The 21973-nt window shown below is 42.9% G+C and carries 21 protein-coding genes and 5 pseudogenes; 13 read left to right on the top strand and 13 right to left on the bottom strand.

Annotated elements, in window-relative coordinates; all coding sequences use genetic code 11:
* Positions 1–34 precede the first annotated feature (34 nt).
* The 3 genes from AC6I8Y_RS26570 to AC6I8Y_RS26560 form a co-directional block, all read right to left on the bottom strand.
* Positions 35–232 (bottom strand): hypothetical protein, encoded by a 198-nt coding sequence (locus tag AC6I8Y_RS26570; RefSeq protein WP_498023206.1) that lies wholly within the window; start codon positions 230–232, stop codon positions 35–37.
* 125 nt (positions 233–357) lie between these two features.
* Complete coding sequence (locus tag AC6I8Y_RS26565) at positions 358–621, bottom strand: hypothetical protein (protein ID WP_498023205.1); 264 nt, start codon at positions 619–621, stop codon at positions 358–360.
* A 10-nt stretch (positions 622–631) separates the two neighbouring features.
* Complete coding sequence (locus AC6I8Y_RS26560) at positions 632–928, bottom strand: hypothetical protein (RefSeq protein WP_498023203.1); 297 nt, start codon at positions 926–928, stop codon at positions 632–634.
* A gap of 363 nt (positions 929–1291) precedes the next feature.
* Between AC6I8Y_RS26560 and AC6I8Y_RS26555 the strand changes: the two genes are divergently transcribed.
* Genes AC6I8Y_RS26555 through AC6I8Y_RS26540 form a run of 4 tightly spaced genes read left to right on the top strand, consistent with a single transcriptional unit; the run spans position 1292 to position 3404 of the window.
* Positions 1292–1663: a hypothetical protein gene (locus tag AC6I8Y_RS26555; RefSeq protein ID WP_498023202.1), complete on the top strand. Its 372-nt coding sequence runs from the start codon at positions 1292–1294 to the stop codon at positions 1661–1663.
* Between the two features lie 5 nt (positions 1664–1668).
* On the top strand, positions 1669–2058 hold the full coding sequence (locus AC6I8Y_RS26550) for a hypothetical protein (protein ID WP_498023201.1): 390 nt from the start codon (positions 1669–1671) through the stop codon (positions 2056–2058).
* Between the two features lies 1 nt (position 2059).
* Positions 2060–2920 (top strand): hypothetical protein, encoded by an 861-nt coding sequence (locus AC6I8Y_RS26545; RefSeq protein ID WP_498023199.1) that lies wholly within the window; start codon positions 2060–2062, stop codon positions 2918–2920.
* A gap of 16 nt (positions 2921–2936) precedes the next feature.
* Entirely contained in the window at positions 2937–3404 is a 468-nt protein-coding gene (locus AC6I8Y_RS26540; RefSeq protein WP_498023197.1) for a hypothetical protein, read from the top strand.
* Between the two features lie 46 nt (positions 3405–3450).
* On the opposite strand, the gene AC6I8Y_RS26535 is transcribed toward AC6I8Y_RS26540, so the two are convergent.
* A complete protein-coding gene (locus tag AC6I8Y_RS26535) occupies positions 3451–3858 on the bottom strand; it encodes a hypothetical protein (protein ID WP_498023195.1) in 408 nt (135 codons plus the stop codon).
* A 728-nt stretch (positions 3859–4586) separates the two neighbouring features.
* Here AC6I8Y_RS26535 and AC6I8Y_RS26530 point away from each other — a divergent pair.
* The 3 genes from AC6I8Y_RS26530 to AC6I8Y_RS26520 all read left to right on the top strand — a co-directional run bounded on the left by AC6I8Y_RS26530 (position 4587) and on the right by AC6I8Y_RS26520 (position 7321).
* Positions 4587–5915 carry a hypothetical protein gene (locus tag AC6I8Y_RS26530; RefSeq protein WP_498023194.1) on the top strand — a complete coding sequence of 443 codons (1329 nt, stop codon included), beginning with the start codon at positions 4587–4589 and terminating at the stop codon, positions 5913–5915.
* A protein-coding gene (locus AC6I8Y_RS26525) for an IS3 family transposase (RefSeq protein ID WP_498023192.1) occupies positions 5881–7040 on the top strand; the annotation gives its coding sequence in 2 pieces (ribosomal slippage) (positions 5881–6148 and positions 6148–7040; 1161 coding nt in all). Before AC6I8Y_RS26530 ends, AC6I8Y_RS26525 begins: the two co-directional genes overlap by 35 nt.
* Positions 7037–7321, top strand: a complete 285-nt coding sequence (locus AC6I8Y_RS26520; protein WP_498023190.1) for a hypothetical protein — start codon at positions 7037–7039, stop codon at positions 7319–7321. Before AC6I8Y_RS26525 ends, AC6I8Y_RS26520 begins: the two co-directional genes overlap by 4 nt.
* A gap of 529 nt (positions 7322–7850) precedes the next feature.
* Here AC6I8Y_RS26520 and AC6I8Y_RS26515 read toward each other — a convergent pair.
* The 3 genes and pseudogenes from AC6I8Y_RS26515 to pdxY form a co-directional block, all read right to left on the bottom strand.
* Positions 7851–8761: pseudogene (locus tag AC6I8Y_RS26515) on the bottom strand (IS5 family transposase); the annotation flags it as partial.
* 286 nt (positions 8762–9047) lie between these two features.
* Positions 9048–9504: pseudogene (locus AC6I8Y_RS26510) on the bottom strand (transposase family protein); the annotation flags it as partial.
* 91 nt (positions 9505–9595) lie between these two features.
* Positions 9596–10453 carry a pyridoxal kinase gene (gene pdxY, locus AC6I8Y_RS26505; RefSeq protein ID WP_498023188.1) on the bottom strand — a complete coding sequence of 286 codons (858 nt, stop codon included), beginning with the start codon at positions 10451–10453 and terminating at the stop codon, positions 9596–9598.
* A gap of 558 nt (positions 10454–11011) precedes the next feature.
* Between pdxY and AC6I8Y_RS26500 the strand changes: the two are divergent.
* Positions 11012–11432: pseudogene (locus tag AC6I8Y_RS26500) on the top strand (hypothetical protein); the annotation flags it as partial.
* Between the two features lie 84 nt (positions 11433–11516).
* Here the strand turns inward: AC6I8Y_RS26500 and AC6I8Y_RS26495 are convergent.
* Positions 11517–12261 (bottom strand): annotated as a pseudogene (locus tag AC6I8Y_RS26495) (DDE-type integrase/transposase/recombinase); the annotation flags it as partial.
* Positions 12262–12652: 391 nt separating this feature from the next.
* Between AC6I8Y_RS26495 and AC6I8Y_RS26490 the strand changes: the two are divergent.
* From AC6I8Y_RS26490 to dacB, 5 genes are all read left to right on the top strand, one after another.
* Entirely contained in the window at positions 12653–13621 is a 969-nt protein-coding gene (locus AC6I8Y_RS26490) for a TolC family protein (RefSeq protein ID WP_498023186.1), read from the top strand.
* Positions 13622–13789: 168 nt separating this feature from the next.
* Positions 13790–13954: a hypothetical protein gene (locus AC6I8Y_RS26485; protein WP_498023184.1), complete on the top strand. Its 165-nt coding sequence runs from the start codon at positions 13790–13792 to the stop codon at positions 13952–13954.
* Positions 13955–13961: 7 nt separating this feature from the next.
* Positions 13962–14888: an efflux RND transporter periplasmic adaptor subunit gene (locus tag AC6I8Y_RS26480; RefSeq protein ID WP_498023182.1), complete on the top strand. Its 927-nt coding sequence runs from the start codon at positions 13962–13964 to the stop codon at positions 14886–14888.
* A 3-nt stretch (positions 14889–14891) separates the two neighbouring features.
* Positions 14892–17999, top strand: a complete 3108-nt coding sequence (locus tag AC6I8Y_RS26475; RefSeq protein WP_498023180.1) for an efflux RND transporter permease subunit — start codon at positions 14892–14894, stop codon at positions 17997–17999.
* A 180-nt stretch (positions 18000–18179) separates the two neighbouring features.
* Positions 18180–19592 (top strand): D-alanyl-D-alanine carboxypeptidase/D-alanyl-D-alanine endopeptidase, encoded by a 1413-nt coding sequence (gene dacB, locus AC6I8Y_RS26470; RefSeq protein ID WP_498023178.1) that lies wholly within the window; start codon positions 18180–18182, stop codon positions 19590–19592.
* Between the two features lie 108 nt (positions 19593–19700).
* Here the strand turns inward: dacB and AC6I8Y_RS26465 are convergent, their stop codons facing one another.
* The 5 genes and pseudogenes from AC6I8Y_RS26465 to tnpA form a co-directional block, all read right to left on the bottom strand.
* Positions 19701–19778: a hypothetical protein gene (locus tag AC6I8Y_RS26465; protein WP_231692930.1), complete on the bottom strand. Its 78-nt coding sequence runs from the start codon at positions 19776–19778 to the stop codon at positions 19701–19703.
* Positions 19779–19904: 126 nt separating this feature from the next.
* Positions 19905–20310 (bottom strand): annotated as a pseudogene (locus AC6I8Y_RS26460) (IS66 family transposase); the annotation flags it as partial.
* Complete coding sequence (gene tnpC, locus AC6I8Y_RS26455) at positions 20244–21218, bottom strand: IS66 family transposase (protein ID WP_498023177.1); 975 nt, start codon at positions 21216–21218, stop codon at positions 20244–20246. The pseudogene AC6I8Y_RS26460 and the gene tnpC, both read right to left, overlap by 67 nt.
* Before the next feature lie 59 nt (positions 21219–21277).
* The gene (tnpB, locus tag AC6I8Y_RS26450; protein WP_498023165.1) at positions 21278–21631 is read right to left on the bottom strand and encodes an IS66 family insertion sequence element accessory protein TnpB; all 354 of its coding nucleotides are present in this window, start codon (positions 21629–21631) and stop codon (positions 21278–21280) included.
* The gene (tnpA, locus tag AC6I8Y_RS26445; RefSeq protein WP_498023175.1) at positions 21628–21945 is read right to left on the bottom strand and encodes an IS66 family insertion sequence element accessory protein TnpA; all 318 of its coding nucleotides are present in this window, start codon (positions 21943–21945) and stop codon (positions 21628–21630) included. The genes tnpB and tnpA overlap by 4 nt, the downstream gene beginning before the upstream one ends.
* Between the last annotated feature and the right edge of the window lie 28 nt (positions 21946–21973).

Here is a 21973-nt window from a genome sequence, read left to right as displayed (position 1 = left end):
TAGAGTTGGCAAACTCACCATGAGGTTTGAATCGTCATACATCTAAATCGTTGTATGCTACTGGAATGTCGAGTCCGAGCAGCTCAATCACTTGTGCTGCGACTGCGCCACCAGCGTATCCGATAAGTTCATCATCGCCGTTATCGGGACCCGTGTTAAAGCGACGCTCAAGGTGCGCGAGAACTTGTTTACCAAATTCTGGCTGATGGATTTGGTCGATAATCGTTTTCATGATTTTCTCCTAGATGTTGAGTAGTGTTGGCTTGCAAACAACAGGCGTTTCTCGCCTAAACAAAACGCAACAAAGCCGTGACAAGGTCACGGCTTATTAGTCAGGTGGGTAGGGATTAACAAAAATCAGTGATAGAAGAAGGCTTGCTTCTCTTCTCTTACCCATGACCAAAAGGATGATTCGGTATCGAAGTAGCGAATAAGACACTCGCAGTGGGGATACTTTTCAATGTCAAAGCCAAATGCGACTGTTCCATTTTTCAACAGAATGGCATGGCCAGCTTCAATCGTTTTCTCTAAGTCTTGATAGAGAGTGGAATGACGCAGCGGTTTATACGATTCAGGTAGCTGGTGGCTATTATGGCCAACCGATGCTTTTCGTAAGTTCATACTTTGCCTCCTAGCTTTTCAGAACTCGAGTTAGCTCACGCATGTTTCCTCTAGAAGATTGGCGCGAGGCGACGTTTGCGTTCTCCATACCGTGTATTAACTTCCCGGTCATATCGACCAATAAGTTGTAGGTATGAAGGGCTTCTGGATGGTTAACAACGATGGCTTTAATCGTTGTCCACATGACGGGGCATACATTCTTCTTCTTAGCTCTTTGCTCACGTAGAGCAATGAGTAAGTTCATCATGTCAGCTCCTTTTTGGCTGTCTAAATAGACAACCTTGGGTGTTTCATGTTGGTTAATCACAATGACCTCCTGGGTCGAAATGGGCACAGTGGTGTTCTGGGTGCCTAGTTATTGCTTGGATAAGCGAAGGGCTGTCAAAAGACAGACGCCGTTAGTAGTGGCGCAGCTAGATGAGTCGTGAGACTCGGAAATTTCGACGTTGGCGGTAAACGCATAGCGCGTAATAAGTCATTGCACTGAGGATATGAGACAGAAAGTCAGGTCAACCGAAATAAGCAGCCAAAAGTTTGTATAAGCGCTTCCAAGCCACAGTGGATTGCGCTTTTGGATTGTTGTCGTACTGGAAAAGTTAATAATTTTAACTTTCACGACAAGGAGAACGCGCCTAATTTAACTATTGGATTAAATGCATATGGAGGGAAGATGGACTGTATTAGAAGGGCAAAGTTGGATTTAAGAGCAGAATTATCGAAAACGGTGGTCGGCGCAAGTCTTTGTGCGGGTTTTGCTTGTTCAGTTATTGTTCCACTGCCGGTCGAACCCTCTACGTTTGGCACCTTCGGGACTGCAATAGCAAATACTGCCTATATTAGTGCTATATGTTGGCTTGTCTTGTTATTCAATCTCTACTATTTGGCCGATATCAGCGCAGATGAACGTCTTGAGAGAGAGTTGAAGACGCAGGACAATGCCTACTTGAAGCGTTACTGTGATGAACCCTCAATCACTACTCGTGAGCGAAGTATTGCAAGGCGGATAGTCGAAAACCTCAAACCTATTGAGATGCCGGAATAAAGGCAATGATAGTCTTGATGCAGCATGAGTTGCTGACGATTGTCTCTCTTGTTATCTCAATCGTCTTTGCTGCCTTTTTCTCTTTTGTAGAGCCTGCACATGAAAAAGTTTTGCTGTCTGATCATTGGAGCCAGCAACACCTGATTGGGAACCACTTCGTTGTGCCGCTGCATTGTCATGTGCTGTGGCACCACATTGATAAGACTGGGTGTGCGCAAGGGTTGATGGTCACGCCGCTAAGGCAATATGTTCGTTATCAGTTCAAAGGCTCGAACTTGGACTTTACCGAGATAGACGAGCTGTCATTTCGAACCCAGCTATTGCGAGTATCACGAAAGGCGCACTTATATTGGTTCGGCGATCCGCGCGATTATTTTTCAAAGGTAGTAGGTTAGTATGTCTGGAAGATCTGGCCGTCTTGAGGCCATTGACAAGGATTTGGGTTTTCACATAGCCCTGTGGAATATGCTGATGTTTGTGCCCGGAATGTTTCTGTGGGCGCCATTGCTATCTTTTGTACCGGCAGGGTTAGAGCGGTTTTTGTCCTTGTGCATACTGTACGCGATGATGAATGCCGCGATTTATTACACGCTCGGTTACTACCAGTTGTCTCAATGGAGCCATCGTGCACTGCGTATGATTAGTGTGTCAATGAGCCGAGCGGCAGGGCGAGAGCGAGAAAGACGCTTTGTTGTGATTATCACTGGCATTATTTTTGTCAGCACTTTGGCGTCGTACATTATCAAGCAGGGTGAGCCAGTATTCAGTTGGTATGGTAAGCACCGAGATTTTGATATCGCAACAGGTAGTGTCTATGCCATACCTAAGTTTGATGGTGGTGAATGGCTTGAAATCTACTTATACCCAGATAGGGATGTCTATAACCTATATGGTCTTCCAAAAGATAGTGCGGCAGTACTTAAGCTTGCTCCCATCAACTTAGCTACCATCCAAGACGGTGAATTGTGGCATCTCATCAGCGCAGCGAATACAGCATTTATTAAGGGTGATTTGCACACGCCTGGCTTCGTAATTCAATCATCATCAGTCGAACAGCAAGAGGCATTTTGGTTACAGTCGCATATGTTTACGCTGCTCAGATCTGCTCTATTTTTTTACGTATGGCCAGCGCTTATTCCAGTTTTGTCATATCTCATTCTGATCATAGGCAAAGCGAGGCTACTAACTGCTTGCTGCTTTTTGGTGGCCGTAACTGGGTTCAATTTACTTCCTTGGATAGCGATTTGGTCTGTCTAGACATCGAGAGGTGCATATGATTTGGACAGCAATTGAGCACGTTATTTTTGTTGGAGCCTTTCTTTACGCTGTTTACCTTTTATGGGGAGCATCATATACCGGTTTGATATGGCTGCTGGTACTAGCAATATTGGCTTATAGCCACATGGTTCCAACGCACTATCGTGATATTTCAAAGCAAGAGTATGCTTTTCTGCTAAGTCACGTTGAGAGAGCTCCTCTTCATCCAAGCTCACGCACAATAATTGCGAAAATTAAAGACGGCAAGATTGTCTCTAGGCGCATATTCATAGAAACGATTTCCGACCTCTCGTCATACATCAAGCTGAAAGAACTTGCGGAGGAGCACCCTCATTTTGCGATTGACTCCGGTCTCGCTGCATACATAGATAGTGGAGACTACGAATTAGATGACGAGGATGAATACTTGTCCGAGTTTAAGCGCTACCAGAATCGACTTTGGCTTAAAGAAAACGCATTGTAACGAGTTGCAACTGGCTCCATATTGAATGCTTGCAATCAGTTTTGCGCTAAAGCTTTTCCCAAAACACACCATCCGTAGGCACAGGAAAATCCAATCTTATCCCTTGTTTTTCGTAGCTGTCGTAGCGCTCCTCTCGACCTGGCTGAGTAACAAATATCTCAATTGGGTCGAGGGTGATCATAAAACCTAGCTTCATCTGAATTGATTTTGAGGTTTCATCAAGATACAGCCTACAGCGGTACTGAGTTCCTGTAGCTGTTCGGTAGACGATTTTTTCTGGCGGCAGTTTTAATAGGTTACAGATTTCCATGTAGTCAGCCTGCAGCTGTACACTTTTGAGTGTGGTGACTACCGCAGCTGAATCAACACCTAGGGCTCTTAACGTCGCTGCGTATTGCTTGAGCTGACCCTGTGATTCTGTGATTGTATCGTCAGACAGATTTTCAGTTATCACACGTGTAAGCACCAGAGTAGCAACTTTAAGCGGACTTTCAGAAGAGTAAGCATCGCTTTGATTCACTCGTAGCTTTCGGGCGGAGTCGAAAAAGTGACCGCAGCGGTGACTCAGTTTTTCAGTTTCAGCCGCTTGTTGATATAAGGCGCTGATGGCCTCATTTTCTCCCTGAAGGCGCTCGAATAATTCTCTTTTCCCAGAACAATGAACAACCCAGCGGATAAACCGCGGCTTGCTGTGTTTGTTCGTCTCAGGGTCAAAGTCATAGCGTGGATAGCAGTGTAGACCGAAGGACTGCTGCTGGACGCATACTGAAGTTACTTAATCGAGAAAGTTTTGTTCTTTCTGATAGTACTCTGTCCAAAGTTGTTTTAATGCTTCTTCCATAGCTTTATCTGTCAGTGATTCACGTTAGACATACTATAATAGTTTTTTGTGTTATTACAGCCACGTATGACGATATAGTATGGCATTCTAATATTGTGATGCAAGTGACTGAATTAATTATGGTCAACTCTTATTTCGAAATGACCATGTTGGATTTTATAAAATACTGCTGTACTTGCTTTGAATTCGCATTGATAGCTACTAGTTTCTTATTCGGTTTTAGTCTGATGTAAAAAGTTTGTAACTTTTTACTCTAAGGAGGAGATATGACTACCAAACAAATTGAAAGGACCGTCAAGCTAACAGCGAATGATTCAATATTTACGTAGGTAGGAAAGAACGTGAGTGAGTCAGTCATTAAGTATTTAGCTGGAAACTGGGCTGCCATGATTGCAGGTGATATAGGGCTTGTATCTAGCAGTAAAAGCCCCGAAGAAATCTTATTAAAGAAGGTTGCCGCCGAATTATCTGCTATTGAAAGTGAACTTAGGGAACTAATAAATATCGAATCTTTCAAAGAGTTTGATAATGCAATCAACGATTTAACGACCGAAATTATAAACCTTACAAGAGTCTGCGTTACGGGTGAAAGTAAAGATAAAATTGATGCAAAAATTCAGATTGTTGACGAAAAATTTACCGCTTTGATGGTAGCTTACATCGATGAAGGAACCGTCCATAAGACACCTTCTGGTTTCGATCTAATTGCTAACCAACTGTTTGAAACGAAGGGTAGTTACTCTGCATCTGTATGTGATGTTTTATTTGCTAGTTACGCTCACCTTCAAGGTTTAATGGCTCATGCCATTTACGTTTCGTATATGGCCAGAAAGAACCACAGAAAAGACAATGATCAAAGCCTAGCTAAGTTTCTTACCTTTCAAATAGGTGAGTTGAACAATATCGCAGAATACGTTCATGGTAAGGTGGAGTCTGACCTTAAAACACGATATATCACACTTGAATGGCCAGTCACAAATATTAGCCCTAACAGTCAAATAAAAACTGTTAATACAATACCAGTGTTTACATGGATAGGCTTACCATCACCAAATGGAGGTGGTACTCCTGACGATTATGGACACGTGAGATATCAAATGGACTTCACTAAAAACAACGTGATGGGGGATACGGGTGCCGGATATGTAATGTACGGTAATGGTACAATAGTAGAACAGAGCACCCCAGGGCTTGGCTATTTTGGGATGAAGCCAACCATTCTGAACAAACCTGCGATCGCAATGTCATTTATTGGGAACGGAAATGAACTCTGCAGTGGCATTGCCTATTTAGAAGAGTCTGACACTGGCGTAAACGGGCGCGTCATTTGGGATGCGGTCTTCGGTCAGGCTGGCAATATAACAGTCATATACCCTGACGCCGACCCGAAATATCGAAATGATACAGTTTGGGGAATGTTTACCTACTGTATGGGCTTTTGTGAGTTTACAGACGGTGATGTTCTGGCTGGATGGGGAACCACTTTAGCAACCCCCAATAATCCCGCTTATCACGCTTCTGCTACTGGGGCTCCAGAGTTCTACACTCTTAGGGGTGAGAAGTACACTTGTAGTGGTTTAATGATCCCGGATACCAAATTAGGTGGTAAAGTCTCCACCATAAATGAGGTGTTCAATGACAAAACGACAACGACGTACATTTTCTTCTGAGTTCAAAGTAGATGCCGCAAGCTTGGTTCTTGACCAAGGTTACTCAATATCTGAAGCGGCTCGCTCTCTAGACATCGGTGATACGGCCTTACGACGCTGGGTCGACCAGCTAAAGATTGAGCGTGGCGGAGAAACGCCAACGGTCAAAGCTCTGACGCCCGAACAGCAGAAGATCCAAGAGTTGGAAGCTAGGATTAATCGCTTAGAAAGAGAAAAATCCATACTAAAAAAAGCTACAGCTCTCTTAATGTCGGACGAACTCGAACGTTCTCGCTAATTGACCAGTTGAGGGAGCATGAACCGGTCAAAGTCCTTTGTGAGCTGTTCGATGTCGCGTCTTCCTGCTACTACGAGTTTAAACAACGAAAGCCGGATGCGAATCGCATTCGGTTAGCCAGCCGAACTAAGCAGCTCTTTAACATGAGTCGCGGCGCTGCTGGTAGTCGAACTCTTGCTTCTATGCTGCAGTCTGAAGGCTTCGATGTCGGACGCTTCAAAGTACGCAAGCTTATGCAAGAAGTAGAGCTGATAAGTAAACAACCGGGCTCGCATCGCTATAAGCAGGCTAAGCTAGAGCGACCAGATATCCCAAATAGGTTGAAGCGCGAATTCTCTGTTACCACTCCAAATGAAGTTTGGTGTGGCGATATTACTTACATCTGGTCCGGTTCAAAGTGGAGTTATCTGGCGGTTGTACTCGACTTATTTAGCCGCCGTGTAGTGGGTTGGGCACTATCAGACAAACCCAACGCAGAGTTGACTTGCAAAGCCTTGGATATGGCTTGGGAACAACGGGGACGGCCTGACAACGTGATGTTCCACTCAGACCAAGGAAGCCAATACAGTAGCCTAAAATACCGTCAAAGGCTTTGGCGATATCGTATAACTCAGAGCATGAGTCGTCGAGGTAATTGTTGGGACAATGCTCCTATGGAAAGGCTATTTAGAAGCTTAAAAACCGAATGGATACCAGCTAATGGGTATCTTACTCAAACTCAAGCAAAGAGAGATATCAGCTATTACTTGATGGATTACTACAATAGGCAACGGCCTCATCAAGCAAATGATGGGCTGTCGCCAGTTACTGCCGAAAATCGGCTTAAGTTAGTGTCCGGAATTTGTTGACCACTACAACTGTACCCGAAACCACATTATACCAAGGATTAAAGGCGTGGAGCCAACTCCCTGTTGGGCCGATAACTCATGAGCAGGCAAAGTTCTCCACACCGATTACTGGTGTTTGTGTAATGGGAGCTGTTTGTTTAGACGGCTCTGAAGGTCACCCTGATCGGCTTGTTATAATTGCGCAAACTCGCCAACGTGAAAATGATTTTACCAAAGAGCTTTTTGGCGGCGCTACAACAATTGAAGCTATCAAGGCGTGGATCAAAACTAATCCTAGTTAAATCACTTCCCCAGTCTTGTTGAATTTTACTAATGGCCTTATTCAAGGCCATTTTCGTTTGCCCAGCAAGGGTGCCAAATCAGTCAGGTTGAACGACATCAGTATTCCTTGATAGAGGGGTGATATCATGAATTGCAAGGGCGTTACTGGCCAACGGTAACTACAGAGCCTGAAGGAAGCTTTAGGAAGTTAACAGTATACAACGCAGGTGACCCCGCTTCAGCTTTATGAGCGAAGAAGTGTCTGAAGTAACGCGAAGGCCGATATTTAGCTTACTTCTTTTTAACGATCAAAGCAGCCTTCTCCGAAAGACCACAATGAACCTTAAATGGGGCTTTTTTTGAACTGTTCTTACTGAATGATTCCACTAGAACCAGCAACACAATTGACAGTAGCAGTTTTTGTCATCAACTCATCGATCACTGTCACCGTGCCTTTTGTCAATTTTTCGTTCAGCGTCACTGTCATACGCGAACGGCTTTGTTGCCAAATTCAGCGAAAGAGCGAACGCTAGCTAAATAGTTCGCATTTTAAACAATATACTGCGTTTCGGGCATACCTATCCCAGTTAGCTTGTTGAGTGCTTTGATCATGGCGTAGGTCTCACCCACTTGTGCGTTGTAATTTCGAAGCGTGAGTGAAGTACCTAGTAGTTGTTTTACGCGGTACATAGCGGTCTCCGACAATGACCGCTTATGGTAACCATACTTCTGTTTCCACTTTTTGTTCGAGCCATAGAGCTTTTGGCAGCCAACTGCCAGATTACGTGGATGTCCTTTTTCCCAGAATGCGGCACCTTCACGCGGAGGGATTAAAGGTGTCGCTTTCTTAACTCTAATCGCTCTGTGACACTCTCTTGTATCGTATGCACCATCTCCCGAGATTGCCTTGATGGTTCGGCGTGTTTGCTTGAGTAGGTTGGGGAGTACTTCCGCATCGGTCACACCTGATAGTGTCAGCTCTTCGGCGATAATTTCATGTGTATCTGTATCAACCGCAACATGGAGTTTACGCCAGACTCGACGCTTGCCATCAGTTCCATGCTTTTTCACTTTCCATTCTCCCTCACCGTATACCTTGAGCCCAGTTGCATCAATGGCTAGGTGTTGGATGGCGCCTCTTGTTGAGGCTTTGAAATCAACTTCTACATCCTTGGCTCGACGGCTTATACAGGTATAGTGAGGACAAACCAATGGGACATTCGCTAATTTAAATACTGAGTCTATGAAGCCTTGTAGCGCCCTTAAGGGTAAGGAAAAGATGCGCTTCAGCATGAGAGCGGTCGTGATAGCTAAGTCACTAAACAATCGCGGTCTACCACGTCATGTTGTTTAGATTGTTTCCACTCTGTTATTGCTTCTTCGTCAATCCAAAACGTGAGTGAACCTCGATTGACTAGGGAGTTGTTGTACTTGCGCCAGTTGGTGGTTTTATAGCGAGGCTACGGCATGAAATCAAAGTCAGTGAATGAATGTCCCTGATCTGATCGTAAAATTCTGATTTAGTTCATTCGATTTCGGCAACAAAGCCCATCTTCTCCGGTGTTTTCCAGAGTTTTTCAGGGGTAAATGAAATCCGTTTCTTTTACTCATAAATATAATCGGAACAGGCGAGCCCACATAATCACGTATGTAGGATGTCACCCATCATAAAAATAACTCATCAGACGTTACGCGATTCTCACAACATTAAAGGCACTTCTCGGTTCGACGAATTCGTATTGAGCATTTTTGGTTTGATGCTGCCGCCTCAAAGTCTTGTTCAAGCAAATTCGGCGCTAAAGGAAGCTTATGCTTGCTGTCTGTCATACATTTAAACTCACGCGTGGCCTTCGTCACCAAGCTCTTCCGCTTCATGCTCGCCGAAATGGTTTTCACATCATGTTTATCTCACTGACTTCAAGTTGTTTTTGAAGACCTCTTGCACTATCGCGCTATTTTTTATCATCAAAGCCCCATCGAACCTTGCTACCTAGCCGCTTAAGTCGCTCGTTGCGTTGAGGTACTTTATACTAGTTTTAAATCCAGTAATAAAAACCACTTCGAGAAACTCCGAACGACTTAGGCATATAGACAATCCTATATTGCATCAGATACTCGAGCATAAACTCATAATGATCTGCTTTAGATTTTTTTGCGAAGTAGGTGGCGGCCTTTTTACGATGTCTAACTCTTCGGCTTGCTTGACTTAGTTCCATTGATTTAAGTAACAAAGCCCTCGATTAGCCCTACTACAATGCTCAAGCTCCTCAAACGCTCAAGAATCATTCGTAAGATCAGGCCACTTTGACCACGTCAAAATCATAAGTTGGCTCCACAAATTCATATTGACCACTTATAATTTGTAATTCGTCCTTGCCACTTTCTTTTGTATCCTGCAGAACACCGTAAACCGCGTTACATGTATGCTTAAACGACTCTATATTTGACAAGCCTCTCACCAAACAAGCCGTAAATACAGCAGAAAACAAATTGCCGATTCCATAAACATTTTTATCAAAGCTTATTTTAGGAAGACGCGTAAGGTGACATGAATTAGAAGTAGCTAAAATCGTATTATATGTATCATCTTTTCTCGATTCTAAATGCTTCAATAAAATTACTTTTGGCCCCATATTTAACACCTGTTTACAGGCCGTAATAGCATCATATAACGACTCTATGTTGAGCCCAGTTAGGTCACTTAGCTCATCTTGACTCAGTACTAACACATCCGAAATAGGCACTAAACATTGCTTAACAACCTCTTTTTTACCATTGCGTAGATACCGAGACTCTTCATTCAATTCCAACTCGGGTTCGCAAATATACAAAGCATTGGGATTTCGCTCTTTAGTCAAGGCCACAGCGTCAACTATTGCTTTATATTGTTGTTCACTCACTTGATGCCCAGAGAGCACCGCGCCACATCCATTGAGCTTTCCTATCCCATCGAGTCCACGTATCAATGAATGTATATCATCGGAGTCAAACTTACGTTCAGACCAACCTTGCTCACATTCTGAATGGTTTGAAAATTGGGCAATATGAATAGGCCATACCTCCATGCCCATCTTTTGCATTGGGAAAACAGCCGAACTGTTACCCGCATACCCACTAACGAAGTGGGACTGAATAGAAATAATACTTTTCATAAGGTGCTCTCTAAATTTAGTTAAATTCACGATATATTTTAACTTTGTTGATTACATCTTATGGTCTGTTATCTCTAGTACTAAATACTTTTTGTAGGATCAAATCCATCATATAAAACCAAGCGAGCAATGAGGGCTCATCACCATATTACTGATAATTACGAAACGATGGATGGCATCCGACAGAAACTATTCTCTAATTTTCATCACCTCTCGTACTCTTCATTCAGAGATTGAAAAAACAATGCATTACACAATCGATTTATAATTCACTTTGCATGAAGTTCAGAAATATATTAACTGTTTGGCTTTCGAAGGTTTAAGATCAACCAGAATGAAACAAATGATGAGCTTTTAAAAACGACCTATCAGTATGAAGCATACACTCACCTTAATCGTAGCTGCTTTCATATTAACCACTCCAAACCTTAGCTTCGCCCATAATGACACGCTTACCTATTTGGGAATCACTAACCAGGGCCGTACTATCTTTGAAAAGTATGGCATTCCCCATAATTTACCAAAATCACTTGCTCAGGGTGAACATTTAGTAGAGCACGCCTAAATGTAACGCTTCACCTTGAGTATGATGTGCGTGGCTAGGAACAACAGTGTCTGTTTGCTACAAAGGTTTTTCACTTCAGTACCCGGAACTTATTCGTAAGCTCGTTTAAAAGGCTTATATGAATGGGGGGGGGATGGTATCGTTACAGTAAAACCTATGCTCGGCTGCCAGCTTGTCGATTATAGAAGTCAACTCTTTATTGGTGCCGAATGCCAAGGATTAGATGCCTGGTTAGATATACATGTTAAAACTGCAGAAATCGAGTTCGACTATGATATTAGCGTAGAACTTGGCCAGTGGGCTTACTTAACCGAATTTAACAAACAGATTGGTAAAAACTACAGCCTGAGTGTGCTTTACAACAAAGGAGAAACTCGAAACTCACTCACCCTGAATTTAGGTTATCGTTTTTAGCAACTACTTTGATCATAGTACTGCTGAGACCCTAACGGGTAATATCAACGCACCTGGCTTTGGCGCTATTGTCCATAACTGAGAGTTTCGGTAGTCTTTTGAGCAATATTGGTTACCTCTCTCATTATGGATAACTACCTCTTCTAAATTACCTCTACGGAATAATGCCATTAATAGCGCATCACAGACCGGAGTTTCTGTAATTCTGGTAGACATTGAACAACCCACTACTTGCCGTGAGTACAGACCGATAATAACGACTAAATACATCCAGCCTTCGCTTATAGCTAGATAGGTAATATCTCCGGCCCATTTTTAGTTTTGTGCTGTCGCACTAAAATCTTGCTCAAGCAAATTCAGGTAACAGGAAGCCAATGCTTACTGTCTGTCGTACATTTAAACTTAAAGGCTGCCTTCACGACTAGCTCTGGCACTTAATGATCGCGGTAATGTTTTTTACATCATGCTTATTACCATCTTTTCAAAATCTTTTTTGAATACGCCTTGCACCATAGCCATACGGAAAACCCTATATTGAATAAGATGTTCTAGCATCAACCCAAATCAATCTACTTTAGATTTCTAGCGAAGTAGGTGGCGGCTTTTTACGATATCTAGCTCTTTTGCTTGTTCAGCTAATTATCGTTTGAGTTTGACATTTTCAGTGGCTAGCTCTTTTCTCTATAGCTGATGTTCGCATCTTTTTGACGGCTTTACTTCATCCATAGATTTGATATTCATGTAATAATTGCTGTCGAGCGGCTGCAGCGACCCTGACTTTCTCTGCTAACTTAAGCGCTTCAGCTTTAAATTCAGGAGTATGTTTGATTCATGCTTTCTTAGTTGTCATTGTTCATCTCGTTCGTGATTGTACTTACTTAACGACGTGTCCAAAACTTTTGGAGCGAATCACTGTACTTTAAGGCATTCAACTTGATCGTTGACAACCTACACGTAAAAAGCAGCGAATGTCGCATCCAACCCTACATAAGCGAGTTTGAAGACTAGCATTCACCTGAGATCATCAGCTAAGTAACATTAAGTTGTAAATAAGTGAAAGTAATAGTTTCCATTACAACTCACGTTACTTATTTGGCTGTTAACTGCGTTATATCACATAGATACAAACATGGCAGTCGTTACCCCTTAATTTAACTGGTGATAATATGAACAATAACTGGCTTATAACAGTGCCATGTGGAGTTCTATTGGTAATTTGTATGACAGGGACAGCTTATGCGAAAACAACCGACTTAGATAATCTTTATCAACTCGCACTTAACAAAGACCCACTACTTAAAATAGCAGAGCTTTCAAATGAAAAGTCTAACTTTTCAACTCGTGGTGAATCCGGGAAACTACTTCCTCAAATCAAAGCCTATTTCAACATGTCTGAACTGTATAATTCTGACGTTGTAGAAACAGCTTTTGGTGGTGATGGTAGAGTTGGCAACATCGGTCTAACCTTAAGCCAAGCTATTTATACCCCCGCCGTACGTGCTGGAATTGCAATTGCGGAAAATGAATCAGAAAGTACAAAAATCCTAATAAAAAAAGCTCATGAAACACTCATTTACACCACAACAAAAAATTACTTTGATGTACTGCAAACACAAGCACTGTTAGACACGGCCAAAGCTAACTTTGACGTTTTAGAAAACTACCATGAAATGATCGTACGCCGAACATCTGCAGGTATTTCCAGTGAAATTGATTTGCTAGAAGCGGAAGCTAGGCTTGACCAAGCTAGCGTCACCCTGCTCGAAATGGAAGTACAGCACCAACTATCTCTAGATTCATTGGAAACATTATCAGGGCAAGAATTTAGCTCAGTCAAAGAGTTTAATCTCGAAAATTTTGAGCCAAATTTACCAGCATATCACTCTGGAGAGCCTTGGCTAAACATTGCATTACGTCAGAACCGAGATATCTTGCTAGCTAATTTAGCGATTGACCAATCACGTTTGGAGTTAAAAAGAGCTCAATCGGGCCACAAACCACAACTGTATTTGCAAGCAAGACTCAACCAACGCTTATACGGAGAGGCAAATTTAGCTAATGTTAACGACGTTCCAAACGACACAACCCTAACATCAGCAGAAGTTTCTTTGAACCTATCAGTCCCTGTATATTCGGGTTCTTCACTATCAGCTTATGTCGATATAGCTCAAAGTGACATCGATATTTAGTATCAAATCCTTGAACAATCGCAACAAGCAACAAAAAACCAAGTACGCTATGCCGAGCGACATATGCTTTCAACCTATAAGCAAATAGAGGCGTTCCAAAAAAGTGTCAAATCCCAAAAAAAAGCGCTTAGTTCCGTTACTAAAGGTTATGAGCTAGGTTCGAGAAATATGAATGACGTTCTCAATACCACCAGAGACCTATTTATCTCTACTTCCAATATGTATAGCGCCTACTTTTCATTCATCGCGAACGCCATGCTCTTGAAATACCTTTCAGGTGAAATTTCCGAGCAAGACATTACCTCACTTAATGCCAGCATAAAACAAGGTTAATTCTACTATGTTTAAAAAAACCACCCTATCCAGTGCACTTATCCTTGGAATGAGTGCTAGCACCGATGCAAGCAGTGTACCTGTCACGTATACAAAAGTGGTCCCCGCTCAATATGCGCCTGAGACAACCGTTGTGGCAAAATACGAAGCACAGTCCCACACCTATATAACTCCTCGATTAACAGGGTTTATCAATTCGCAACTTCACCCTGACGGTAAGTTTGTTCAAAAATTACAAGGACCTGGTGGGTCCACACAGTCTGATCTTGAAAATGCACAAGCAGAGCTTGATTCAGCAAAAGCTGCTCTAGACCTAACAATGATCAATGTTAAGAAAGCAAAATATGACTTAGGCTCTACGATCATCACAGCACCATATGATGGAAAGCTTGGAAAATCTAATGTTTCAATAGGTGACTACGTTTCGCCAGCTTCAGGTTCATTGATTGATATCGTTAGTCAAACCCCAATGAATGTAACCTTTAATGTCGATTTGAATACATTCAAAGAGTTCAGCCTCGAGAGCGATAGCCAATCCACTATTCAATTAAGTGATATCGACCAACCAGCTAATGTTGACTTCGTATCAAATAGTGTTAACCCAACAGCTGGAACGGTTGAAATTTCGGCAGAGTTTGATAACCATGAGTTCGGCGTAAAGCCAAATAGCGTAACTCATGTAACTTTACGAAAAAAGAACACTACACAAGGCTACTGGTTACCTGAGACAGCAGTAATTCAGGATCTAACTCTTCAATACGTTTATATCATTGACGAAAACGAGACCGCACAACGCCGTAATGTCACAATATTGGAGCGTGACAGTGGCAAAGTCTTTGTGTCTGAAGGCCTTGAAAACGACGACAAAGTCATTACCGATGGATTGATACGTGTAAGACCAAACACCAAAGTTATCATCAAAGCCGGAGAGTAACCCATGTTGAGTCGCTTTTTTATCCTAAGGCCTAAATTCGCTCTCGTTATTTCATTGATTCTGACCATTGTCGGAAGCATTGCAATAAAGATGATGCCAATTTCTGAATACCCAGAATTAACACCACCTGTTGTAACTGTACTCGCTCTCTACCCAGGTGCGAGTGCAGAAACCATTAACCGAGTCGTAGCCGCCCCTATTGAACAAGAAGTGAACGGCGTAGAAGACATGTTGTATATGGATTCGCGTGCCGCGAACGATGGCTCCTATGTGCTTAAGGTAACATTCGATATCGGTACAGACCCCGATATGGCGCAAGTCAATGTTCAAAACCGTGTATCGGCTGCACTTTCGTCCCTACCGCCAATCGTTAATACTCTAGGTGTACGAGTGAAGAAGGCGTCATCTGACCTCCTACTCGGTGTGGCAATTCATTCCCCTAATAAAAGCTATGGTCGTCAATACTTAGACAACTGGATGGACTCCTATTTAATAGACCGCCTTGCGCGTGTACCAGGCGTCGGTGATACAACAGTTTTAGGCACATCTTATGCCATGCGTATTTGGTTAGATGTAGACAAAATGGCAGCACTGAATGTATCTCCAGCAGATGTACGGTCTGCAATTAACGATCAAAACGCGCAAGTTCCTGTTGGTACACTCGGCTCAGGTACATCGGTTAAAGAGACGATGATTCAGGTTCCTCTTTTGACCCAAGGTCGCCTTGAAAGCCCAGAAGACTTCAAAAATATCATTGTTAAAACTGATTCAAGTGGCGCAAACACATACTTACGTGATGTGGCGGACGTTGAACTTGGCGATAGCCGCTATTCTACGTCGGTCCGTTTAAATGGTGAGTCTGCTGCAATGCTTGTTATTAGTATGACACCAGGTGCGAATGCTCTTGATACTGGTAATGCAGTTAAAGGGCTTCTTGATAGCATGGACATGCCCGACGACATTGCATATGAATATCCGTATGACGTAACCACATTTATATCTGATTCAATCGCTACTGTTACCGAAACGTTGGTGATTGCGATAGCATTAGTTATTATCGTTACTTTTGTCTTCTTGGGTTCATGGCGTGCGACCTTGATTCCAGCGATAGCAATTCCGGTATCGCTGGTAGGCTCGTTCTTCTTCCTAGAGGCCATGGGCTTTACCATCAATACCATCACGATGTTTGGAATGGTATTGGCTATTGGTATTGTTGTTTATAATGCCATCTTGTTAGTGGAGAGCGTCGAGACTGAGATGCAAAAAAATCCAGACTACTCGGCAGCAAAAGCAACTTTTGAAGCAATGAAGCTCGTCACAGGGCCGATTGTCGCCTCAACACTCGTCATGTTGGCGGTATTCATTCCTGTCAGCATGCTTCCAGGCATTACCGGTGTAATGTTTGCACAGTTTAGTATTACCCTTTGCGTATCTTTATTAATATCGGCAGTCAACGCATTAACTCTAGCACCAGCGCTTTGCTCAATCTTACTGAAACGACATGAACCGGCACGCTGGTTTATCGCTTTCAATAAGTATTTTGATAAAGTGACTAACCTCTATGGGAAAGTTGTCGGTGTGATGGTTCGAAAGTCCTCCATCCTCTTTTTGGTGTTCGGTGGAACGATTCTAGCAACCTATGTTCTTAATCAAATGACTGCTCAGGCCCTCATCGAGCCAGCAGATAAAGGTACTTTCTTTGGTATCGTACAGCTGCCAAATAGCGCCTCCCTAAACCGTACAAATGAGGTGTTAAAGCAAGTTGATGAAATTATTCTCGATGATCAAGCGGTAAGCTTAGTAGGCAGTGCTTCAGGCTTTAGTGCACTATCCATGTCGGTACAGTCTAATAATGCGACATTGTTTGTTGCGTTGAAACCGTGGGATGAGCGCAAAAACTTGCCTGGGGATAACACCGTCCTAGACGTTATTCAGCGTCTAAATGGAGAGCTTTCGAATATTGTTGGAGGTGCAGTTATACTTGTTCAACCTGCTGCGATTCCAGGGATTGGTTCGGGTTCTAACTTAGAGTTTATGTTGCAGAATAGTACTGGTGTAAGTGCAATTGAACTGGCTGGTGACACTCAAGAGTTTCTCCAAAAACTCAACCAAGCACCTGAAGTTGCGGTCGCGTACACACTATTTCGTGCAGATGTACCGCACTACTTCATTGACGTTGACCGTGAAAAAGCAAGACAGTATGGCGTTAGTGTATCAGCAATCAATAATACAATGATGTCTTACTTTTCTTCTGTTCGTGTTGGTGACTTCTCTCTTTGGGGAAACACTTACTATGTCAATATGGAAGCGAAGGAAGGTCAACGTAACGAGATATCGGATTTAAGCAAGATCCACATAAAGACTTCTTCAGGAGATATGCTACCACTTTCCGCTGTTGCAACGATTGAGAATCATCTTGAAGCGGATATTACATATAGCTATAACATGCTGTCATCAACGAAACTATTTATTGCTCCAGCGCCTGGCTACTCTTCAGGTCAAGTAATCAATGCCGTTGAAGCAATTGCGGAAAATAACTTAGGACTAGGTTATAGCTATGAGTGGACGAGTATGGCACTCCAAGAAAAAATGGCAGGTAGCTCTATTGTCTACGCATTTATATTTGCGATAATATTTATTTATCTATTCTTGGTTGCTCAATATGAGTCGTGGGCCTTACCCGTCGCCATCATTATTGCGGCAACAACAGCAGCTTTGGGCTCTTACCTAGCCCTAACGTTAACAGGCACAACGTTAACGCTGTATGGTCAAATAGGCTTGATTCTCCTGATTACTTTAGCCGCGAGAAATGCGATTTTAATGGTCGAATTTTCACAGACCCGACGAGAGAAAGGTTTGAGTATTGAAGATGCCGCTATAGAAGGTGGAAGACTACGTTTTAGAGCTGTGAATATGACATCTTGGGCTTTCATATTAGGTATTGTTCCACTGGCTTTTGCTTCTGGCCCAGGCTCTGTATCCCTGAATGGTACAGGCTTAACCTTACTAGGTGGTATTCTATTTGTATTGTTCCTAGGTTCTATTATTACGCCAGGGTTCTACGCTGTATTCCAACGAATGCGTGAGAAATTTAATAGGAATAAACCTTGATTAGCTATCTAAATCTCTACGTTTTTTTAATAAATAAAGTGCTAAGACACACCCAGTAAATGATTACACAAAACGCAAAAAACAATCATTTATCAGTTAAACACTCCACCATTTATGGTGGTTTTCCAATAAACTCAGTTACCAAAATATGTACGGGATCTTATTTAAAGGATTAAAGGTATGAAGGCACTTTCTTATATTTGTATTTTATTATTCACCTCTTTTCCGGTAAAGGCCAGTAGTATTAAGAACCCTAACCAACTACTGCCAATGGGAAGCCAACTTTCATACATGGTTTTCGATGTCAATAAAAATAGAGTTTTATTAAATAAAAACAGCCAATTACTGCTTTCTCCGGCGAGTTTGCAAAAGCTACTCATTGCAACGGCTAGCACTTTACAATTGGGTAATAACTTTCGATTTCAAACTCAGTTACTCGGTGATCCAACAAAACAGAAAGGAAACGTTTATCAAGGTGATTTAACATTACGCTTCGATGGAGACCCTACATTTAGGCATCAAGATCTAGGGAAGTTATTACAGTACATAAAAAGATCAGGTATCAATGAGATACAAGGCAATATCTCTATTGAGAGTGGTGCCTACAACGGCGCATTACACGCTGAAGGGGTAGTTTGGGATGATTTGCGGCATTGCTATGCAGCTCCCTTGCACAGCATTGTGATTAATAAAAATTGTATTTCTGGTACTTTATCAATTGCACCCGTAACCAATGAAATTACTATTAACATCGATCCCATACACCCTGTCCACATTACCCAAAAATTACAAGTGGTTACTGTAGCGGAGCGAGAAAGACGCCATTGTTCGGTACAAATAAATCCTCTACAGGCTAATCATTATCAAATCTCTGGCTGTATATCTGACCAGAACACCAATATTAACTTTGAGCTACCAATTAATTCGCCTGAAAACTATGCCATGGAAGTTATTCTGAACGAGCTACATAGATTAAATATTAAGATAACAGGCAGAGTTCTACAGTCTCAACAAATAAGTGAACAGCTTGTGTTGGTTACTCATTATTCTGATGCACTCCCCCTACTTATCTCAGAGATGATTAAAAACTCTGACAACCTATTTGCCGATAGCTTACTGAAAACCCTAGCCAGACACTATTACCAACAGCCCGGTAACTTTGAAAATGGAGTACTGGCATTACAAGAGATATTGGTGGCACACGGGATAAACTTTGCAAACAGCAAGGTTTTTGATGGTTCAGGTTTGTCGAGATATAACTTAACCAGCGCTCAGCAATTAATGGAATTACTCATCTATATTTACCAACAAGATGATCAGTTAGGCTTGATAAAGATGCTTCCAATTTCTGGCGTTGATGGCACTCTGGCGCATTACCCAGGGGTGACTAGTGAGAAATTGATTAATCGTATTCAGGCTAAATCAGGTTCAATGTCTGATATTGCAAATTTAATGGGAGTAATCAACACGCGTTATGGACCACGCCTATTTGTTATCATCATTAATGGGTATCACTATGATGCAATACACCCAAACCGCTCGCATCCAGAGTTTTATCGGCGATTCTTTGAAACGTTACTTGATTTTCAATAGTGTCTTTGTTATCGAATTCGTAGCAGAAGTCCATTACCCAAATCGAAATAAGCACCTTAACATTACGGGATAAAAGTATCCGCCCCATGAACCCACGGGGCGATATGACTAATGTTTGAAGTTCCAAGGGAGGAGTGCATCGATATCTGGCTCCGCTTTCGCCAGCTCTTTCATGCACTTGACCATGTAGTCGTAAAGGATAAGGCCGCTGGCTTTTGCAGTCTCGACGATACTGTAAAGCATCGCGCTCGCGTCAGCACCATTTGGTGTGTTCGAGAACAACCAGTTCTTCCTGCCAATGACCAGCGGTTTAATTGCACGTTCAGCACGGTTATTGTCTATCGATAAGTGACCGTCATCGATATAACGGATGAGCTTCGGCCATTGACCGAGCGTGTATTTTATCGCTTTACCCAACGGGCTAAACTCTATCACTCGTTGAGTCGTCATCCATTCGTACAACTCATCCAGTATTGGCTTGGCGTTCTGCTTTTCGTGTCTCGACAGACGCACCTTTTAAGCGGGATTCTATGCCATAGAGCTTCTGGATTTTGGCCAGCGCTTTATCTGCTTTGCCTGACTTGCCTTTACCTTGAAGCTTCTTAGCATCCATGAACTTGCGACGTGCATGCGCCAAGCAGCCGACATTAGTTACTTGATGAAGGCCGTCATAAGCACCATGGCCATCGGTTTGCAGATAACCACTGTAATCCCCCAAAAAGGCAACAGGGCACGCCCTCGCGCGACTGTTTTGATAGTCATACAGGCGATATTTTTCACGTTAGGAAGTGCGGCTTCTGGCGAGTCTGCGCCCGTGCAGTAAAGCCACATGTAGCATTGCTTATCTTCCTTGAGGACATTGAGTGGCGTTTCATCCGCCTGAACCACCACTTGCTCGAGTAGGTGTGTTTTCAAGGCCGCGTAGAGCGGTGCGAACTTTTCACTGACTTGGATAACCCATCTTGCCATAGTCGTGCGCGATAGTTCGATGCCCGATTGGGTAAAGAGCGACTCTTGGCGATACAGTGGCATCGCGTATTGGTATTTGCCCAGAATGATATTGGCTAGCAAGCTTTCTGTTGCGAAGCTCTTAGGGATAATGCTTTGCGGCGCTGGCTTTTGAACGATGTGGCTTTTGTCTTTAGTTTGCTCACACTGACGACAAGCATATTTAGGACGAACATACTCCAGCACTTTGAGTACCGCTGGCGAGAACTCTAGCTTTTCACTGCGGTCTTCACCGATTTTATGCAGGCTATGCTTGCAGCACGCGCATTGCTTTTCATGGTCGTCTAAATCGAGCTCGATAACCTCACGAGGCAAGGTTTTTGGAAGTGGCTTACGCTTACCACGTTTCTTCGTTGTGGTGGTTGTCGTGACCTCAACCTCATCTTCCTTAGCGGCTTCGCATTCCACTTCGTTGAAGAGGTCACCTTGAGATTCATCGTAAGGCTTTAACGCCTCCGAGCGTTTAGCGAACTGGCGGTCGAAGGCAAGCTTGAGTTGTTCAAGTAAAGACTGGCGCTCTTGTTTCAATCGGCTTTCTGACGCCATGAGCGCTTTCACCATTGCTTGTAGCTCGGCAACATCTTGACTTTCTGGGTTGATATTTGGCGTCTTTTTCATGGCATTCATTATACTAAAATGGAGCCGTGAACGCTTGGTGGATAAGGCTTTATTATCGATTAAGTCATTGTAAAATCGTTTATTCGAACGGGTTTATGGCCGATAATTGTGAAGCCAGAAAGTAGCCTATCAAGCTCGAATTGAGTCAGGCTAAACACCTCATTTTTCTCTTTTGATGGCCACTTGTACTTGGCTTTTTCGAGGCGTTTGTACCAAAGAGCAAAGCCTGTTTTATCCCAGTACAAGACTTTGATTTTGTCGCGCTGTTTATTGGTGAACAGGAACAGTGCACCGTTTGCCAAGGGTAAATCGGTGTCACTTTCGATAATCGCAGCAAGACCATTGATCGACTTTCTAAAGTCGACACTCTCACGATACAGATAAATCTCTGGAGCGCTGAGCATACGTTTCATGATAGCGCACCGATGAGTTCTGCTAGATAAGTGGCTGGCGTGCCTTGTGGAATACTCAGCCCAACATCATTGACGAGCAGTGTCATGTTAGCCGTTGCTATTTGAGCTTGATACTTGGTTGTCTTTTCGACGACTTCTGCTCTAACAAATCCGACAGGCGCTGATTGAGTTGTCGACTGAAGTTGACGGCGTTTTGCGAAGAACGTCGATAAGCTCAGTCCGTGCTGTTCACAGAAAGCACGTTGAGTGATGTTGCTGTGCTCATAGCGTTCGAGAAGAGTTTCCCATTCTTGGTTTGTGCGTCGAATTGCCATTTCAAATCTCCTTGTGGTTGAAGACCTG

It is taken from the genome of Vibrio sp. KUL78 (assembly GCF_059725505.1).
This window is presented reverse-complemented; position numbering and strand designations above follow the sequence as displayed.

Bases quoted from the DNA above. Each gene is read 5' to 3' on its own strand.
- tnpC (WP_498023177.1), bottom strand. From the start codon at position 21,218: ATGAAAAAGACGCCAAATATCAACCCAGAAAGTCAAGATGTTGCCGAG.
- AC6I8Y_RS26565 (WP_498023205.1), bottom strand. From the start codon at position 621: ATGAACTTACGAAAAGCATCGGTTGGCCATAATAGCCACCAGCTACCT.
- tnpB (WP_498023165.1), bottom strand. From the start codon at position 21,631: ATGAAACGTATGCTCAGCGCTCCAGAGATTTATCTGTATCGTGAGAGT.
- AC6I8Y_RS26485 (WP_498023184.1), top strand. From the start codon at position 13,790: ATGAATGACGTTCTCAATACCACCAGAGACCTATTTATCTCTACTTCC.
- AC6I8Y_RS26465 (WP_231692930.1), bottom strand. From the start codon at position 19,778: ATGGTCAAGTGCATGAAAGAGCTGGCGAAAGCGGAGCCAGATATCGAT.
- AC6I8Y_RS26540 (WP_498023197.1), top strand. From the start codon at position 2,937: ATGATTTGGACAGCAATTGAGCACGTTATTTTTGTTGGAGCCTTTCTT.
- tnpA (WP_498023175.1), bottom strand. From the start codon at position 21,945: ATGGCAATTCGACGCACAAACCAAGAATGGGAAACTCTTCTCGAACGC.
- AC6I8Y_RS26480 (WP_498023182.1), top strand. From the start codon at position 13,962: ATGTTTAAAAAAACCACCCTATCCAGTGCACTTATCCTTGGAATGAGT.
- AC6I8Y_RS26550 (WP_498023201.1), top strand. From the start codon at position 1,669: ATGATAGTCTTGATGCAGCATGAGTTGCTGACGATTGTCTCTCTTGTT.
- pdxY (WP_498023188.1), bottom strand. From the start codon at position 10,453: ATGAAAAGTATTATTTCTATTCAGTCCCACTTCGTTAGTGGGTATGCG.
- AC6I8Y_RS26475 (WP_498023180.1), top strand. From the start codon at position 14,892: ATGTTGAGTCGCTTTTTTATCCTAAGGCCTAAATTCGCTCTCGTTATT.
- dacB (WP_498023178.1), top strand. From the start codon at position 18,180: ATGAAGGCACTTTCTTATATTTGTATTTTATTATTCACCTCTTTTCCG.
- AC6I8Y_RS26490 (WP_498023186.1), top strand. From the start codon at position 12,653: ATGACAGGGACAGCTTATGCGAAAACAACCGACTTAGATAATCTTTAT.
- AC6I8Y_RS26545 (WP_498023199.1), top strand. From the start codon at position 2,060: ATGTCTGGAAGATCTGGCCGTCTTGAGGCCATTGACAAGGATTTGGGT.
- AC6I8Y_RS26555 (WP_498023202.1), top strand. From the start codon at position 1,292: ATGGACTGTATTAGAAGGGCAAAGTTGGATTTAAGAGCAGAATTATCG.
- AC6I8Y_RS26570 (WP_498023206.1), bottom strand. From the start codon at position 232: ATGAAAACGATTATCGACCAAATCCATCAGCCAGAATTTGGTAAACAA.